At 38.9% G+C, this 15,774-nt stretch carries 14 protein-coding genes and 2 pseudogenes; 3 read left to right on the top strand and 13 right to left on the bottom strand.

The features are described from left to right. Positions 1-116 precede the first annotated feature (116 nt). Both HMPREF2780_RS00855 and nox read right to left on the bottom strand, forming a co-directional pair. Entirely contained in the window at positions 117-1,667 is a 1,551-nt protein-coding gene (locus tag HMPREF2780_RS00855; RefSeq protein WP_008808644.1) for a ClC family H(+)/Cl(-) exchange transporter, read from the bottom strand. Positions 1,668-1,780: 113 nt separating this feature from the next. Continuing rightward, positions 1,781-3,157, bottom strand: a complete 1,377-nt coding sequence (gene nox, locus HMPREF2780_RS00850) for a H2O-forming NADH oxidase (RefSeq protein WP_008808643.1) — start codon at positions 3,155-3,157, stop codon at positions 1,781-1,783. Between the two features lie 278 nt (positions 3,158-3,435). Between nox and HMPREF2780_RS00845 the strand changes: the two genes are divergently transcribed. From HMPREF2780_RS00845 to HMPREF2780_RS00835, 3 genes are read left to right on the top strand one after another with little or no spacing between them, the layout of a single operon-like run. Further along, positions 3,436-4,365 (top strand): FAD:protein FMN transferase, encoded by a 930-nt coding sequence (locus tag HMPREF2780_RS00845; RefSeq protein WP_008808642.1) that lies wholly within the window; start codon positions 3,436-3,438, stop codon positions 4,363-4,365. Between the two features lie 19 nt (positions 4,366-4,384). Further along, positions 4,385-4,990 (top strand): NADPH-dependent FMN reductase, encoded by a 606-nt coding sequence (locus HMPREF2780_RS00840; protein WP_008808641.1) that lies wholly within the window; start codon positions 4,385-4,387, stop codon positions 4,988-4,990. 17 nt (positions 4,991-5,007) lie between these two features. Continuing rightward, positions 5,008-6,249 (top strand): NAD(P)H-dependent oxidoreductase, encoded by a 1,242-nt coding sequence (locus HMPREF2780_RS00835; RefSeq protein WP_008808640.1) that lies wholly within the window; start codon positions 5,008-5,010, stop codon positions 6,247-6,249. Between the two features lie 44 nt (positions 6,250-6,293). On the opposite strand, the gene sdbB is transcribed toward HMPREF2780_RS00835, so the two are convergent. From sdbB to HMPREF2780_RS00780, 11 genes and pseudogenes are all read right to left on the bottom strand, one after another. Beyond that, on the bottom strand, positions 6,294-6,851 hold the full coding sequence (sdbB, locus tag HMPREF2780_RS00830; RefSeq protein ID WP_008808639.1) for a thiol-disulfide oxidoreductase-associated lipoprotein SdbB: 558 nt from the start codon (positions 6,849-6,851) through the stop codon (positions 6,294-6,296). A 78-nt stretch (positions 6,852-6,929) separates the two neighbouring features. Further along, a complete protein-coding gene (gene ccdA2 / locus HMPREF2780_RS00825; protein ID WP_008808638.1) occupies positions 6,930-7,640 on the bottom strand; it encodes a thiol-disulfide oxidoreductase-associated membrane protein CcdA2 in 711 nt (236 codons plus the stop codon). Positions 7,641-7,893: 253 nt separating this feature from the next. Next, positions 7,894-9,597 (bottom strand): cache domain-containing sensor histidine kinase, encoded by a 1,704-nt coding sequence (locus HMPREF2780_RS00820; protein WP_082307638.1) that lies wholly within the window; start codon positions 9,595-9,597, stop codon positions 7,894-7,896. Then, complete coding sequence (locus HMPREF2780_RS00815) at positions 9,594-10,328, bottom strand: response regulator transcription factor (RefSeq protein WP_008808636.1); 735 nt, start codon at positions 10,326-10,328, stop codon at positions 9,594-9,596. The genes HMPREF2780_RS00820 and HMPREF2780_RS00815 overlap by 4 nt, the downstream gene beginning before the upstream one ends. A 59-nt stretch (positions 10,329-10,387) precedes the next feature. Further along, positions 10,388-11,494, bottom strand: a complete 1,107-nt coding sequence (gene msrB, locus HMPREF2780_RS00810; protein WP_008808635.1) for a peptide-methionine (R)-S-oxide reductase MsrB — start codon at positions 11,492-11,494, stop codon at positions 10,388-10,390. A gap of 15 nt (positions 11,495-11,509) precedes the next feature. Continuing rightward, entirely contained in the window at positions 11,510-12,073 is a 564-nt protein-coding gene (locus HMPREF2780_RS00805; protein WP_008808634.1) for a redoxin family protein, read from the bottom strand. 70 nt (positions 12,074-12,143) lie between these two features. Then, positions 12,144-12,479, bottom strand: a complete 336-nt coding sequence (locus HMPREF2780_RS00800; RefSeq protein WP_008808633.1) for a hypothetical protein — start codon at positions 12,477-12,479, stop codon at positions 12,144-12,146. Positions 12,480-12,506: 27 nt separating this feature from the next. Then, a complete protein-coding gene (ccdA2, locus tag HMPREF2780_RS00795; RefSeq protein ID WP_008808632.1) occupies positions 12,507-13,217 on the bottom strand; it encodes a thiol-disulfide oxidoreductase-associated membrane protein CcdA2 in 711 nt (236 codons plus the stop codon). Between the two features lie 142 nt (positions 13,218-13,359). After that, positions 13,360-14,399 (bottom strand): annotated as a pseudogene (locus HMPREF2780_RS00790) (sensor histidine kinase). After that, a pseudogene (locus HMPREF2780_RS00785) lies at positions 14,396-15,098 on the bottom strand (response regulator transcription factor). The pseudogenes HMPREF2780_RS00790 and HMPREF2780_RS00785 overlap by 4 nt, the downstream one beginning before the upstream one ends. An 80-nt stretch (positions 15,099-15,178) precedes the next feature. Then, the coding region (locus tag HMPREF2780_RS00780) for an SSURE domain-containing protein (protein WP_158672282.1) at positions 15,179-15,774 on the bottom strand (596 nt) is incomplete at its 5' end.

Raw genomic sequence — 15,774 nt, 5'->3', positions numbered from 1 at the left:
TCTAAATAATGTTCAAGAAATTATATCAAAAATTTTCTCATTTTTCAATAAATTGTCAGATAATTTAATCCAAATAAAAATCCCTTGTCAATTTCAAAAAACAAGGGAAGTAAATCTTATAGTAATAAGTCTTTTATTTTTCCAATTTCATGTTGTTTAACTACCAAATAAATCGTATCCCCTAAGTAGAGTTTAGTACTTCCGTTAACAGTATTCTTCTTACCTTTATGAATATTCATAACAATCAGAATGTCTGGCGGAAGATTTAAATCCCTCACCTGCCTATTCGAAATTTTTTCGGAAACAGGGATTTCTATTAAAGTTGTCTCTCCATCATCTCCTATATTATCTGGGAGCATTCTTTCTAACATAGCTTCATAAACTGGTGCTCCGCCTAGCAGATCCATTATGATATAGGCTGTTAAAGTCACGATTGCTAAAGGCATTAGGTTTCTGATATCGCCAACCATCTCAGTTACCAAGATCATAGCTGTCAGGGGAGCTTTTGATATCGCACCAAAATAACCACTCATGCCTAGAATGATAAAAATTGGAAATTGATTCCAACTAACAAGGCCAAACTGCACACAGATATTTCCAACAATCGCTCCTAATAGAGATCCCAGTGCTAAAATCGGAAGAAAAATACCACCTGGCAAACCACTTCCATAAGAAATCATACTCCAAATAAATCGAATAAGAAAGAAAGCAATAAGGCTTGTAAGTAAATAATTTTCTGAATGCAAGGAGAGAATCAATTGATTCCCTCCTCCTAAAATTTGAGGCAGAAAATAACCAAGAGGTATAATCAAGACAAATGCCACTGCCGGGTAGTAGTTCGGTGATAAGTGTAAAATCTTACCGATTTTTTTATATAAGTCTGGCATATACAGGACAACTTTTTCGTAAACATAACCTGAAATTCCTAAGAAAAGGCCCATAAGTAGATAAATCCAGTATTGTTGCAATTGCATTGCTGGGATATTATCAGGCATATCTAAAACAGGTGTAAGTCCAAAAATCACCAAGGAAACAAAATTTGCTACCAGACTAGCTACCAGAGTTGAGATCCAAAAAAGTTTTGAAAAATGGCGATAAACTTCTTCGACCACAAACAATAAACCCGCTATCGGAGCATTGAAGGCAGCAGCCAGACCAGCTGCAGCTCCACTAGCAATCAAAACCCTTTCTTCAACGGGACTAAGCTTAAGCCATTTTGCTAGCCCTTTGCCTCCAACAGCCCCTAGTTGAATACTAGGTCCTTCCCTACCTAACATGAGACCACTTGAAATAGCTAAAAAGCCAGCAAGAAATTTTTTCCATAATACACTCCACCAGTCCAAGGACATGAGCCCCTTCAGCTCAGCCTCTACTTGAGGAATACCCGATCCTTTAATATTCTTTTCAGACTTCATTAGCCAAGCAACCAAAAACATAATAAGTAGGTAAAGGATTAAAATTATTCCTAGGAAAGTAAAATTTTCATGGCTTTTTTCATACAAGGATTGAATCCAATGAAAACTCTTCTCAATCATGAGGCGAAAAAGACCTACAATACCTCCAACAAACAAGCCCACTAAAATCCCACGAAAAACTTGAGAAATAATAGAACTATTTGCCGACTGAAACTCTCTTTCAGGAAGAGATTGAACTACTTTTTCTTCCATATCTTCTCCTACCCTTTTTGAAACTATTGTACCATATTTTAAAATGGACCTAAACTATTTTTAAAAGTGGAACTGACAAGCAAAAAGCTCCTCAAAAAGGAGCTTTCTTCGTTTTATTCAGCTGAAAGTGCAGCCATAGTGATGTAATTATATGGCTTGTTGAAGTGTGGTAAGAAGAACAAGTCCATGAGAGCAAGCTTATCTATTGTTACTTGTTCTTGAATTGCTAATGAGAACATGTGGATACCCATTGAAATCGAGATATCACGAGAAACCATTTGTGCACCTAAAACAATACGAGTATCCTTGTCATAAACAATTTTCAATGCTACTTCATGGTTATCGTGCTTGATAAATTCTGGTTTTTGCAAGTCGTTGAAACCAGTTTCTACAGCATTATAACCTGCTGCTTTCGCTTTTTCAAGAGTTAAACCAGTTGACACCATATGAAGGCCGTAGATTGAAATACCATTTGAACCTTGAACACCGATTCCTTCCAATTCATGTCCGCAAGCATTGTGTGCACCCACGATACCAGAACGAACAGCATTAGATGCTAAAGCAATGTAGCTTGTTTCTTGACGAGCATTGTCGTAAATCGTTGCACAGTCACCAATAGCAAATACACCAGGGATTGAAGTTTCCTGTTTCTTATCTACAAGGAAAGCTCCGTTTCGGAACAATTCAATCTTTCCTGCTCCCAATTCTGTATTTGGACGGAAACCAACAGCAAGAACAACCATATCTACATCAAATGTTTCTTTATCAGTTACTAAGCGTTCAACCTTACCATCGCCTTCAACTGCCTGTACAGTTTGACCAAGCGCTAAGCGAATATTGTGGTCTTCCAAATTCTTAGCCATCATTTGAGTAAAGTCTTTATCATAGTATCCATTCAAGACAGTATCTACGATGTCAACCAAAATAACTTCTTTTCCGAGACGCTCAAAAGCTTCAGCAAGTTCAACACCAATGTAACCACCACCAACTACAGCAACACGTTCAATATGCTTGCTCTTGTCTTGAAGTTTTTCAATAACTTCTTCTGCATTTTGGTATAGTTTTACAAATTGAAGATTTTCAAGAGTTGCTTTGAATTCACGATTTCCTTCAACAATTTCAGCACCTTTGATTGGAGGAATGATTGGAGTAGAACCTGTTGCAAAAATTAACTTTTCATAAGATTCAACATGTTCTTTACCATCTACTAATGCTGTAACTTCTTTTTTATCATAATCAATTGAAAGAACCGGAGCATTCATGTGAACTGTTGCGCCTTTTGCTTCTAACTTTTCTTTATCAGAGTAAAATAGGCCCTCAGCTCCATCGATTTGCTTTCCAATCCAAAGAGCCATACCACAACCAAGGAAAGAAATGTTTGAATTTTGGTCAAAAACTACAATTTCATTTTCTGAACCATAATTATCAAGCATAGTATTAATACATGCTGTACCCGCGTGGTTAGCACCTACTACAACAATTTTACTCATAGAATAAATCCACCTTTAAAATTTAATTTACCAGAGTATTATACCATCAATCTGTTAGCGGTTTCAACAAAAATGCTCATTATTTTTCAATTTTCTAAAAATCATATAAAACATCAAGTCATAGACCTTCATTAAAAATCAGATCAACAGTAGGGTTATCTGCAAAGAAAGCTACTTATTTTTTTCTGAAAATATATAAAATTCATTTGTGAAAACGTTGTCTTTTTGATATACTAATAACGTAGATTATGAACTATTTAGGAAAGGTTGTGATAAAAGTGGATCTCACTTCTAGATCCATTCGTTTAATGGGATCAACAATTAGCATTTCTATTTTACATGAGAATGCTGACTTTCTTCTAGATGAGGTTTTTTCCTTATTAAAAATATACGAAAATCGTTTCAGCGCTAATGATGACAGCTCAGAACTAATGCAGGTCAACCACGCTGCTGGAAAAGAGCCGATCTGTGTTCATCCTGATTTGTTCGAGCTAATAGAACTAGGAAAAAAACACAGTCTTATTCCAGGCAGTCATCTCAATATCACTATAGGGCCCCTCATTCAAACTTGGCGTATTGGTTTTAAAGATGCCAGAGTTCCGAGTGCTTCAGAGATTGAAAAGGTTCTTTCCTTGACCAACCCCGAAAATATTGAATTAGATCCAATATCCCGTTCAGTATTTTTGAAACAGTCTGGGATGAAGATTGACCTTGGTGCCCTCGCTAAAGGATATATCGCTGATAAAATCTCCCATTTCCTAAAAGAAAAAGGTGTCACTTCTGCACTCATTAATCTTGGAGGAAATATCCTGACTATTGGCCAGAACCAACAAAATAATCGTTTATGGCGCATCGGTATTCAGAATCCAAAGCTAGCTCGCGGAAACAACTTAGCATTACTATCCATCCAAGACCAGTCCGTTGTTACTTCCGGAATCTATGAAAGAAATCTGAAAGCAAATGGCAAAGTATATCATCATATTTTCGATCGAAATACTGGCTATCCAATTGATAATCAGTTAGCCAGCCTCACCATTGTTTCAGATAAATCAGTTGATGGAGAAATATGGACAACACGCTTATTTGGTGACAGCCCTAGTTCTATCTTAGAAAAAGTTGAGCAAGAAAATGGAATCGAAGCCTTCGTTATTACAGAAGATAATCAAATTTTTTATTCATCTGGTCTTACCCCAGAAATTATATCCTAAATCCAGAAAGGAACCTACTATGTTAAAACTTATCGCAATTGTTGGAACAAATTCTAAACGTTCCACAAACCGGCAACTTCTTCAATATATGTCTAAGCACTTTGCTGACAAGGCTGAAATCGAGCTGGTAGAAATTAAAGATATCCCAATGTTTAATAAACCTGCTGATAGAAGCGTGCCTGAGTTAGTATCAGAAATTGCCGAGAAAATCGATGCAGCAGACGGTGTACTCATTGGAACACCTGAGTACGACCACTCTATTCCAGCTGTACTCATGAATGCTCTAGCTTGGCTTTCTTATGGCATCTATCCCTTGCTGAACAAGCCGGTCATGATTACTGGTGCTTCTTATGGTACACTTGGTTCCTCTCGTGCCCAGTTGCAGCTCCGTCAAATTTTGAACGCTCCAGAAATCAAGGCAAATGTACTTCCAGACGAGTTCTTGCTCTCACATTCTCTTCAAGCTTTTGATCCAAGCGGAGATTTGGTGGATCTTGATGTTGTCAAAAAATTGGATGCTATCTTTGATGACTTCCGTATCTTTGTCAAAATCACTGACAAATTGCGCAACGCTCAAGAATTGCTTCGCAAAGATGCTGAAGAATTTGACTGGGAAAAATTGTAAGATAGGAGACTGAAAGAATGAAATTTGTTGGAATTGTAGGATCAAACTACGAACAATCATATAACCGAAAATTATTGGAATTCATCCGTCGCCAGTTCAAAATTAAATTTGAATTGGAAGTCTTAGAAATCGATGAAGTCCCAATGTTTAACCAGGATGAAAAATGGGATGAAAGCTTCCAATTGCGTTATTTGTATAACAAAATCACGCGTGCAGACGGAGTCATCATCGCAACACCTGAGCATAACCATACTATCAGCGCTCCTTTGAAGAGTGTCTTAGAATGGCTCTCTTACGAGGTTCATCCTTTCGAAAACAAGCCTGTCATGATTGTTGGTGCATCATACTACGACCAAGGAACTTCCCGTGCTCAAGTTCACCTGCGTAAAATCCTAGACGCTCCTGGTGTCAATGCTTACACTCTTCCAGGCAACGAGTTCTTGCTGGGCAAAGCCAAGGAAGCCTTTGACAATGATGGCAATATCACTAACGAAGGAACTGTTAAATTCCTTGAATCATGCTTAGATAACTTTATCAAATATGTAGAGGTGGTTTCAAAATTGAAAAAACCAAAACCAATTGAACCTGAAGACTTAGACTGTGGAAAACCAATCGCTACAACGGTTACAGAAGTTGATCCGGATGATCCAGAATGGGTAGAAAAAGTCGCTGAAATCACTGGTGCTGTTTCTGGTGATACCTATGTCAAACTTGACCATGGTATCTTGACTGTTAACCAGATTGATATGTTCTTAAAAGCTATGCCATTTGAATTGACATACGCTGACGATAACAACCAATTCCTCTACTATAACAACGCTCATCAAGATCCAGATACCATGTTTGCCAAACGCGTGCCACCTCAATCAGGTAGCCGTATGTCAACCGTTCATGGTTCTCTTCCGCCAGCACGTATGAAGAATGTAGAGTGGGTTATCGGAACGTTGCGCAACGGAAACCAAGAATACGTACGTACCATTGTTCCAGGTTCTCCTGCTGGTGTAATCAACACTCACAACTACCAAGCTATGTACTATCCTGATGGATCATATGCAGGTATCAATGAAATCGTCTTTAACTTCCAACCATGGCTTGACTGGTATCTAAAAGAAACTGGACAACGTTTGGTAGGAGGCAGCGGACCATTTGCTCCTGCTGGAGGTCATGGAGACGCAGATGCTACTTCTGGCGCTTCAGATACTGGTGGTCACGGTGACGGCGGAGGAGATGCGGATGCCTCTTCTGGTGCAAGTGCTTAAGTAAAAAAAGAATGGAAATTTTATCCATTCTTTTTATATTCTATTTACTTCATTTCTTTAAAGGCTGCTTCAGCATCTTCATTGCTGATAGCTCCAAATTGAATTTTACCAATTTTTCCTTGACTATCAATCAAGATTTCTGTTGGAATACTTCTGATTTGATAGGCCTGGAAGGTAGTTGCTTGACTATCATATAAAACCGGAACATCTTTATAGCCCTGTTCTTCAAACCATTTAGGGAAGTCTGTTTCAGACTTTTCACCCTGTATTCCTGGGGCAATGACACTTAAAATTTCGAAATCACGGTCTTTCTTTCCAGCCAATTCTATTAGTTCTGGCATACTTTTCTTACATGGTCCACACCAAGAAGCCCAGAATTTCAAGTAAACTTTTTTTCCTTTATAATCAGATAACTTAACAGTTTTTCCGTCCATAGACTTCAAAGTAAAGTCAGGAGCTTCCTGGCCTACAGCTATCTGACCTACAGCATTCTGAGCAGGTTGATTGCTACTGCTTTTTGTTTCCATTCCCATCTCGTCAGAGCAAGCAGTTAAAAACACTGCAGCTAACAAACCAACACCAAAAGTTAAATATTTTTTCATCACTTTCTCCTTTTATTAGAAAATATCAAATCAAAAAACATCAAAAAATTTTTTTCAATCTGTTTAAGACACTTATACTTATCCAAATAGACCTGACAAGGCGTTCAATTGTCCAAGCATGAGCAAGATTCCCATCAGAATAATAATAGCACCACCGATTTTTTTCAGAAGCCCCATGTAAGGTTTAATTTTATTAAAATACTGCATAACAAAGCTTGAAGCCAGAGCTAGAATTAGGAAAGGTAAGGCCATACCCAAGGTATAAATCAAGGTCAGAATAGCTCCCTGAAAAGCACCATTCCCTCCTGAAGCAGCCAGCGCTAAGACTGAACTTAGAATAGGACCAATACACGGAGTCCAACCAAAACTAAAAGTAATCCCCAATACAAATGCTGAAAGAAACTCGTTGCGTTTACTATCTTTTTTAAAGGCGACATTTTTTTGCATTTGCAAGGGTTTAATATTGATTAATTCCATTTGGTGAACACCAAGTAGGATAATGATGATACCCATAACATAGCGGAACCAAGAAGAATTAATAATAGCTCCTAAAAAGCCCGCCCCAAATCCTAAAATGAAGAAAATACATGATATACCCGCAATAAAACAGAGAGTTTTAACAAGTCCATACCAGGCGATTTCTCTGCCTAAAAATCGAACTGTTCTGGGCTTATCTTCTGAATCTAATAAGATTCCGATATAAACAGGAAGTAAGGGAAAAATACAGGGAGAGAAAAACGATAGCACTCCCGCTAAAAAAACTGAAACTGAGAAAAGAAATGTTTGCATATCTAATCCTTCTTTTTTATTTATAATAGAAAAAATGGTTTTCACAATAACTCTATTCGTTTTCTTCTGAACGGAGTTCTATTAATCCTATAAACCATTATAAATGAAAGCGGATTATTTTTCACAAATTTGCTACGGTATTTTTAGTTATCATTTTCGTTCTAGCAAAATAATAAATTTTATTTAGAAAGTTTCAAACAGAAAAAGCCGGAAAAATTCTTTCCGACTATATGTCATTTTATTCAATAAACTACTATTTATCATTGGATAGTGGCAGATATATTTTGATTAGAGTAAAGATATCTTGCTCCGACTGGATTTCCATACGATAGCCTTCTCCAAACTGCAATCTCAAGCGTTGATCGACATTTTTGAGACCAACCCCACCTAGGCGAAGAAGAGTCTTTTCTGATGAATCTTGGAGATCAAAGCCACAGCCGTTATCATAGATAGACAATACCAGTTTTCCTTCTTCAACTGTCGACGTCACACGAATTATACCTGGTCGGTCGATTTCTTTGATTCCATGATAGATAGCATTTTCAACCAAAGGCTGAAGTATCAGCTTGGGCAGTTTATAATCAGCTAGAGATTCATCCTCTTCAATCTCATATCGGAGCTTGTCACCATAGCGTTGCTTCTGTATAAAAAGATACTGACGAACGTGATCAATCTCATCCTTGAGAGCAATCTGTTCATGCCCTTGATTGAGCGCCAAGCGGAAATACTGAGCGAGTGATTTTGTTAGCTCAACAACACGCTTGCTGTCGTTAAACTCGGACATCCAGACAATAGTATCTAAGGTATTATAAAGGAAATGTGGGTTAATTTGAGCCGAGAGAGCTCGAAGCTCATAGCGACGGACATTTTGCTCTTCAGTCTTAACAGCTTCCATCAGTTGTTCAATTTGGTCCAGCATTTTATTGAACTGCTGAGCTAAGTCAACCAACTCTGGAGAACCTTTTTCTTCTGCCCGAAGGTTTGACTCGCCCGAGCCAATCTTCAGAATGACAGCTTGCAGATTCTGCAGAGGCTTAATCCACAAACGTAGGACAAACCAAATACCAATCAAACACATCAGAAGCGCTAGAACACCCATTCCTACAAATGAATAAAGCATCTGTGACTGAAGCATCTGTAATTGCTCTAATGAGGCGATGCCAATTAAAGTCCAGTCACTATCTGGAATATCAATCTGATAGACAAAAGCCTGCTTCTGGTCTGCATAACCATCCTTGACCGAGATATAGGGCTGCATAGCTTTCATTTCTTGACTAGAAGAATAAACACTTTTCTTGGGATGATAGACAAATTCATGCTGGCTATTGACAATAAAGCTAAAGCCCTTCTTTCCTAGCTGAAGCTGATCCAAATAGGCTTTGAGACTGTTATAGCCGATATCAAGACGCAAAACACCAAGATTCTGCCCTGCTTCATCCACTACTTCCTGAGTGACAGAAACAACCCACTTCTCCTTCTCTGACGACAGAGACTCTTTGCGAGCAGGGGTCAAGACAGGCATGGCTCTGGTATGGACAGCTTCCTGATACCATTTTTCATTCATCATATCAGAAGATGTCTGCATGCTGATTTGAGAATCTGTTGAGACCACGCGCCCGTCCTTGGTAACCAATACTGCCGACACCAAATCCGGATCAGTCTCAATGATGGTTTTCATCAAAGCTTGCACTGACGTTTCACTGCTTTCTTGATTCTGAGCAAACTTCCGAATCGTTTCTTCCTTACTCAGTGTAGAGGTGGTTTGTTTTAATTTTTGCAAATAGGAAGCAATGAACTGTCCGCTTTGCTCCATGCTATTACGCGTCGTCCGCTCTGTCAGCTGCCGAATAGTACCCGAGCTAGTCTGATAGTAGAGGCTTCCAACAAAGCCCAAGAGTAAAAGAACCAGCAGAAAAATATAGACAATCAACTGGATAAGAAGCGGATATCGTTTCATTTCTCCTCTCCTTTTTTAAACTGCCGAGGTGTCAGCCCAACCACCTGCTTGAAGCGCTGAGAAAAATAGTTCATATCTTCAAAACCTACCTGCTCTGCTATTTCATAAATCTTCAAATCTGTAGTCAAGAGTAAGAGTTTAGCTTTTTTCATCCGTTCTTGAATCAAATAATCTTGAAAGGGCAAGCCTAGTTCTTTTTTTATGAGAACACTTAGGTAGGATGGGCTAAATCCTAGTTGAAAAGCCAAATTTTTCAGACTTAACTCTGAATCAGCTAGACGCTCGTGAATAGCCTCTTCCAACTCAGAGTGCTGTCCCTGATCGACCAAGTTTTGAATCTGGGCTTTTTTTCGTTCCTTATCAAGTTTGGTCTGCACCTTTGCCAACATCTCCTCAACATCATCCTTGGAAAATGGCTTGAGAAGATAGTCATCTGCACCTAGCTTAATGGCTGTCCGAGCATAGTCAAAATCATCATAGCCCGTCAGAAAAACGATATGGCACTTAGGAGCCTGGTCTCTGACTAGCTTGGATAGTTCAAGGCCATTCATCTGTGGCATATTGATATCGGTCAGTAGGATGTCAGCAGGATTATCCTGAAATTTCTGCCAAGCTTCTATTCCATTTTCAGCCTGGGAAATAACTTGCATACCAAACTGCTCATAGTTTACTAAGGACGCAATTCCCTGTCTTACCAGATATTCATCCTCTACAATCATAATTGAATACACAAGATTCAACTCCTTATTCTTACTGGATTTATTATAGCAAATTTTCAATCAAAACGCTCTTAAACGTAATCCAAAAGATAACCGTAGCCCTTCTCCTCCATCTCGGCTTTTGGAATGAACTTGATTGACAAACTATTAATACAATAGCGCAAGCCACCCTTGTCCTTAGGACCGTCTGTGAAAACATGGCCCAGATGGGAATTTCCAACACGACTGCGTACTTCAGTTCGAGTCATATTGAAGCTCTTGTCTTCTTTGTAAGTCGCAACATCTGGACTGATAGGACGGGTGAAACTTGGCCAACCGCACCCTGAATCAAATTTATCCTTTGATGAAAAGAGAGGCTCGCCTGTCACCACATCCACATAGATACCAGCATCGAACTTATCCCAATAGCGGTTAGAAAAGGCCCGCTCTGTGTCATTCTTTTGTGTGACTGCGTATTCTTCAGGAGAGAGCTTGGACTTAATCTCTTCATCACTGGGCTTAGTATAACGACTAGCATCAATAACAGGGTAGGCGGCTTGATTAACATCAATATGGCAATATCCATTAGGATTCTTTTTTAGGTAATCCTGATGATAGTTTTCAGCCTTAACATAGTTTTTTAATGGTTCTTTCTCAACAGCTAGAGGTTTATCGTACTTCTTAGCCACTTCATCAAAAACTTGATTGATGGTATTCAAATCAGCTTCATCCTTATAATAAACACCTGTCCGATATTGTGTACCTTGATCATTACCTTGTTTATTTTTAGAAGTTGGATCAATAATACGGAAATAATGAAGTAAGATTTCTTTGAGAGATATCTTTTTAACGTTATAGGTAATTTTTACAGTCTCAGCATGACCAGTTTGGGAAACTAATTCATATTTGGTCGTGTCATCCTTACCATTTGCATAGCCGGACTCAGCATCAATGACACCTGGTACTCTAGAGAAATATTCTTCTACACCCCAGAAACAGCCACCTGCCAGATAGATTACCCGCTTATCAGCTTCTTTAACATCTTCTTTCTTTTTCTTTACTACTTCCGTCTTACTCATTGAAGCTTTCTTAATCTGTTCAGGAGATGACTGATTGCTATTTCCTGCAATCACATAGACTAGTCCAAAGCAGACAAACAAGCTAAGGATAACCAGAATAATTTTCCATTTTCCTCCCATGTTTATTGCTCCTTTCTACTTGATTTCTTTCAGTGTTTTCTCAATATCTTCCTTGCTCATGTAGCCAATGTGTGTCTTGGCAAGAGAACCGTCACTGCCTACGAAAAGAGCAGATGGGTAAGAGCGAATGCCATATTCTTTCAGCAATTCTCCCTTGGTGTCCATCAGAACTGGGAAGTCTTTGTAGTCCAAAGACTTATACCATTTCTTAAAATCATCTGCTGACTTTTCTCCATTAAAAGTCGGAGAAACAACTGATAAGACGACATAGTCCTTTCCCTCCTGCTCCTTAGCCAAATCATTGGTATCTCCAAGGGTGGATAGACAGATAGAACACCAAGAAGCCCAAAATTTTAGATAGACTTTCTTACCTTTAAAATCAGATAACTTGTAAGTCTTGCCGTCCACACCCTGCAGACTAAAGTCTTTAGCCATCTTGGTAGATTGACCAGAATCAGCTTTTGTTTCTATATTACTTTTAGCACTTTTAGAAACTTCCGAGTTTGTCTTCTGATTTGAACAGGCTCCCAAAAAGCCGACACAAAGTAGACTGACAGTCAATATTGATAACTTCTTCATCGTTTTCTTTCCTTTCAAAATAAGGAGAAAGCCGACAAAACTGACGACTTTCTTTCCTATGGTGGAATTACTATTTGTCAGATGACATTTCGGATGAATCTTTCATGTCATCCTTCATGCTTGAATCGCTTGACTTCATATCATCCTTTTTCATATCATCTTTCATATCAGACTTGCTGTCGGACATCATAGAAGAGTCCTTCATGTCATCCTTTTTCATTTTATCATCAGACATGCTGGAGTCTTTCATATTCTCCTTCTTCATGTCGTCTTTTTTCATATCGTCTTTCTTCATCATACTGCTGTCATCCGTCTTCTTCATATCAGAATCTGATTTTTGATTAGAGCAGGCAGCTAGGACAAAGATACTAAGTGCAGCGATTGTAAGTGAAGCAATTTTTTTCATGATAAGTCTCCTTTAATTATATAATATTTATCCAAATAATGATGCTAAAGCGTTTAGATTCCCAAGCATCAGCAAAATTCCCATAAGTATAATGAGAGCACCACCGATCTTTTTGAGAACTCCCATATAAGGTTTTAGTTTAGAAAAGCGTTGTAATACCCAACCGGAAGCCAAAGCCATTGCTAAAAAAGGAAGCGATAAGCCCAAAGTATAGACTAGCATGAGCAAACCACCTTGCAAAGCACCATTACCTCCAGAAGCCGCAATTGCTAAAACAGAACTTAGGACTGGTCCTACACAAGGTGTCCAACCAAAGCTAAAGGTAATCCCCAAGAGAAAAGCATTAAGAAAGTCACTTCTTTTACTATTCTTTTTAAGTTGAATACTCTTTTGCTTTTGCAGTTGTTGGATATTGATAAGTCCCATCTGGTGGATTCCCAGTAGAATGACAATCCCGCCCAAAACGTAGCGAAACCAAGGGGCATAGAGGACTTGCCCTAGAGCACCAGCTCCATAGCCCAAAACCAAAAATACAGTTGATAAGCCAGCTATAAAGCAGAGCGTCTTAACTAGACCATACCAGGAAATATCTTTTCCCATAAATCGAACTGTTTTCGGCTGATCCGAATCCAGTAGAATTCCTACATAAACTGGCATAAGCGGTAAGATACAAGGCGAGAAAAAAGATAGAATCCCCGCCAAAAAAACAGAAATAAAGAACAAAAAACTTGTTGCCATTTCAAAAACCTCTCTATCAATTTCTGACTCTAGTATAAAATAAAAATCTCCCTAAAAATAGGGAGATCGATTTGAAAAAACTTGAATTTGGTTTTATCTTTGCTAAATCAAAAGTTAAAAATATTTATCACTTATTGTGGATTTATGTTAAGTTGAGAGTAAATGTAAAAGTGCTTCCTAGGCCATACTGGCTTTCGACCGTTATTTCCCCACCCAGCTGATGAGCCAACTCACGTGCAATAGCAAGGCCCAGACCATGCCCACCTGTCTTCATATTTCGAGAAGTTTCCACACGGTAAAGGCGTTTAAAAATCTTATCCAAATTCTCAGGAGCAATACCCCGTCCCTCATCCTTCACACTGATTGTCAAGATTTGCTCAGTTAATTGAGCCACGATCTCAATTTTAGTTCCAGGTTCCGAGTATTTAAAGGCATTATTTAGCAAGTTGACCAAAATACGGGAAAGCTTATCGTAATGGCTCTTAATTTTCGCTGACTCGGGAGACACTTGAATGTAGATATCCCGCTCCTCCCGCTCAATCAATAGTTGAAATTCACTCATAGCCTCAATCAATAGCTGGTCTAGAAAGACTATTTCAGCTTCTCCATCTGATTCTATTTGAGGCTGGGCATTAAGAGTCAAAACATCCAATTCTTCCACCAATTTATTCAAACGCTCTGTCTGACGGCTAATCGTGGTTAAGTAATGAATCTGCTCCTCTTCTTCAATCACTCCATCTAAAATCCCCTCCACAGTCGCCTGAATAGAGGTAATAGCAGTTTTAATATCGTGAGAAAGCTGGGCAATCATCATTCCTTTTTCTCGTTCACTTTCATTAAGCGATTCAAATGTTTCTTGCAAATTATGCGACATATCATTAAAAGCCTGACCCAACTCTTGAAATTCGATAGGGCCCTGGCCCTTGGCGTCAATCTCTGTACTAAAATCCTTGTCAGCTATACTCTGAGCCTGTTTTTCAGATGCCAAAGGGAAGAAAATACTGGCGATAAAAGAAAGAGACTGACTGCCGCTCCTATAAAACTAGCAATCAATGTCATTCCAACTAGGAAATAAATCTCGCTTTTTACAATCAACATTCGCTGGACTGCCCAGAAAACGAGTAAAATCGTTAGTAGGCTAGAAATTAGGTACCCTACTAGAATGTAACTTTTTAATTTCATTTTCCACCTCGTAATCTTTCCATTTTATAACCAAGACCCCAGACAGTTTTGATAGCAGGAGTTTCTGAACTGGCATACTTGGTCAATTCCTGTCTCAGAGCATGGATATGAACATTAAGTGTATTGGTATCATCTACGAAGTCTTCCTGCCACACCTTCTCGTAAAGCTCCGTCTTTGAAAAAACTCTCTCAGGATTACTAGCTAAAATCCAAAGCAGTTCAAAGGACTTCACTGTTAATTCCAAAAAATACTCCCCTATACGAGCCTCATGAACCACATGATTCATCGTCAAGTCACCGAGCTCAATTTGTTCGATCTCTCCTCCACGATGAAGTCGGCGCAAAATATTATTGACTCTTAGAACTAGCTCGCGCGGACTAAAAGGTTTGGCTATAAAATCATCTGCTCCTAAGCTCAAGCCATAAATTTTGTCTTGCTCGCTGGTCTTAGCCGTTGTAAAAAGAAAAGGTTGATCAGGTACTATATATATACTGGACCTCACTGATAAAGTCATAACCGTCCATATTTGGCATCATGATATCCGTGATGATCAGGTCAACAGATTTCTTTCTGGAAAGATCTAATCCCTCCACGCCATCTCAAGCCACTAAAACTTGGTAGCCAGCCTGCACAAGATAGCGCTTTTTGATATCCAGAATATCCATCTCATCATCAACGAGTAAAATTGTCCTTCCCATTTGCCAATCTCCTGATAAAAACAGTGTTATACTGGCTTTAGTATAACACTATTTTTAGTAATTTTTAAATGATTTGAACCTTAATCTTTTTGTTTTTCTTTCAAACCTAGAAGGCTAAGAATTCCTGCCAAAGCTAGTCCTAAGAAACCAATGGTAGCTGTAGCTGTTTGAGCTTCACCAGTTGTGGGTAACGTAGCCTTATCATTTTTTTTCATCGTATCTGCCATCGGCTTAGAAGTTGGGTGTTCCCCCTTCACATCAGTCATGTGATGATCTACTTCCTTCGTACCCTCAGCTGTACTCATAGAATCTGTTGCAGAAGGCTTCTTATTCATCTGACCTTCTTGAGATGGTGTTGTAGAAGGTTTCATATTCATTTGACCTTCTTGAGATGGTATTGTAGCCATTTCTTTTCCACGAAGCTGAATCGTTACTTGACGAGTCGCGATAAGATTTGTCAAATCTGGTTTTCCATCTTTAGCACCATAGACCTTGACAGTAGCTTGGTAACTGCGAGTGCCATTAGCACGAAGTTGGTCGAGAAGGGCTTGCCCGTCTTTACCGGTAGTATTGCCGTTCAAATCCACTTCGTAGAAGTATTGACCCTTCGCTAAGCCTTCAAGTGGCAAGAGGGCTGGATTGTTAGCCGAACCATTATCTGACCATGGGGCTTTGT

Origin of the sequence: Streptococcus sp. HMSC062B01 (assembly GCF_001811085.1) — a bacterium.
In the GTDB taxonomy this organism is placed as follows: domain Bacteria; phylum Bacillota; class Bacilli; order Lactobacillales; family Streptococcaceae; genus Streptococcus; species Streptococcus gordonii.
This window is presented reverse-complemented; position numbering and strand designations above follow the sequence as displayed.

What these genes read in the sequence shown, in the direction of transcription:
- HMPREF2780_RS00855 (WP_008808644.1), bottom strand. Translation starts at nt 1,667, where the DNA reads ATGGAAGAAAAAGTAGTTCAATCTCTTCCTGAAAGAGAGTTTCAGTCG.
- ccdA2 (WP_008808632.1), bottom strand. Translation starts at nt 13,217, where the DNA reads ATGGCAACAAGTTTTTTGTTCTTTATTTCTGTTTTTTTGGCGGGGATT.
- ccdA2 (WP_008808638.1), bottom strand. Translation starts at nt 7,640, where the DNA reads ATGCAAACATTTCTTTTCTCAGTTTCAGTTTTTTTAGCGGGAGTGCTA.
- HMPREF2780_RS00820 (WP_082307638.1), bottom strand. Translation starts at nt 9,597, where the DNA reads ATGAAACGATATCCGCTTCTTATCCAGTTGATTGTCTATATTTTTCTG.
- HMPREF2780_RS00805 (WP_008808634.1), bottom strand. Translation starts at nt 12,073, where the DNA reads ATGAAGAAGTTATCAATATTGACTGTCAGTCTACTTTGTGTCGGCTTT.
- sdbB (WP_008808639.1), bottom strand. Translation starts at nt 6,851, where the DNA reads ATGAAAAAATATTTAACTTTTGGTGTTGGTTTGTTAGCTGCAGTGTTT.
- HMPREF2780_RS00800 (WP_008808633.1), bottom strand. Translation starts at nt 12,479, where the DNA reads ATGAAAAAAATTGCTTCACTTACAATCGCTGCACTTAGTATCTTTGTC.
- nox (WP_008808643.1), bottom strand. Translation starts at nt 3,157, where the DNA reads ATGAGTAAAATTGTTGTAGTAGGTGCTAACCACGCGGGTACAGCATGT.
- msrB (WP_008808635.1), bottom strand. Translation starts at nt 11,494, where the DNA reads ATGGGAGGAAAATGGAAAATTATTCTGGTTATCCTTAGCTTGTTTGTC.
- HMPREF2780_RS00840 (WP_008808641.1), top strand. Translation starts at nt 4,385, where the DNA reads ATGTTAAAACTTATCGCAATTGTTGGAACAAATTCTAAACGTTCCACA.
- HMPREF2780_RS00835 (WP_008808640.1), top strand. Translation starts at nt 5,008, where the DNA reads ATGAAATTTGTTGGAATTGTAGGATCAAACTACGAACAATCATATAAC.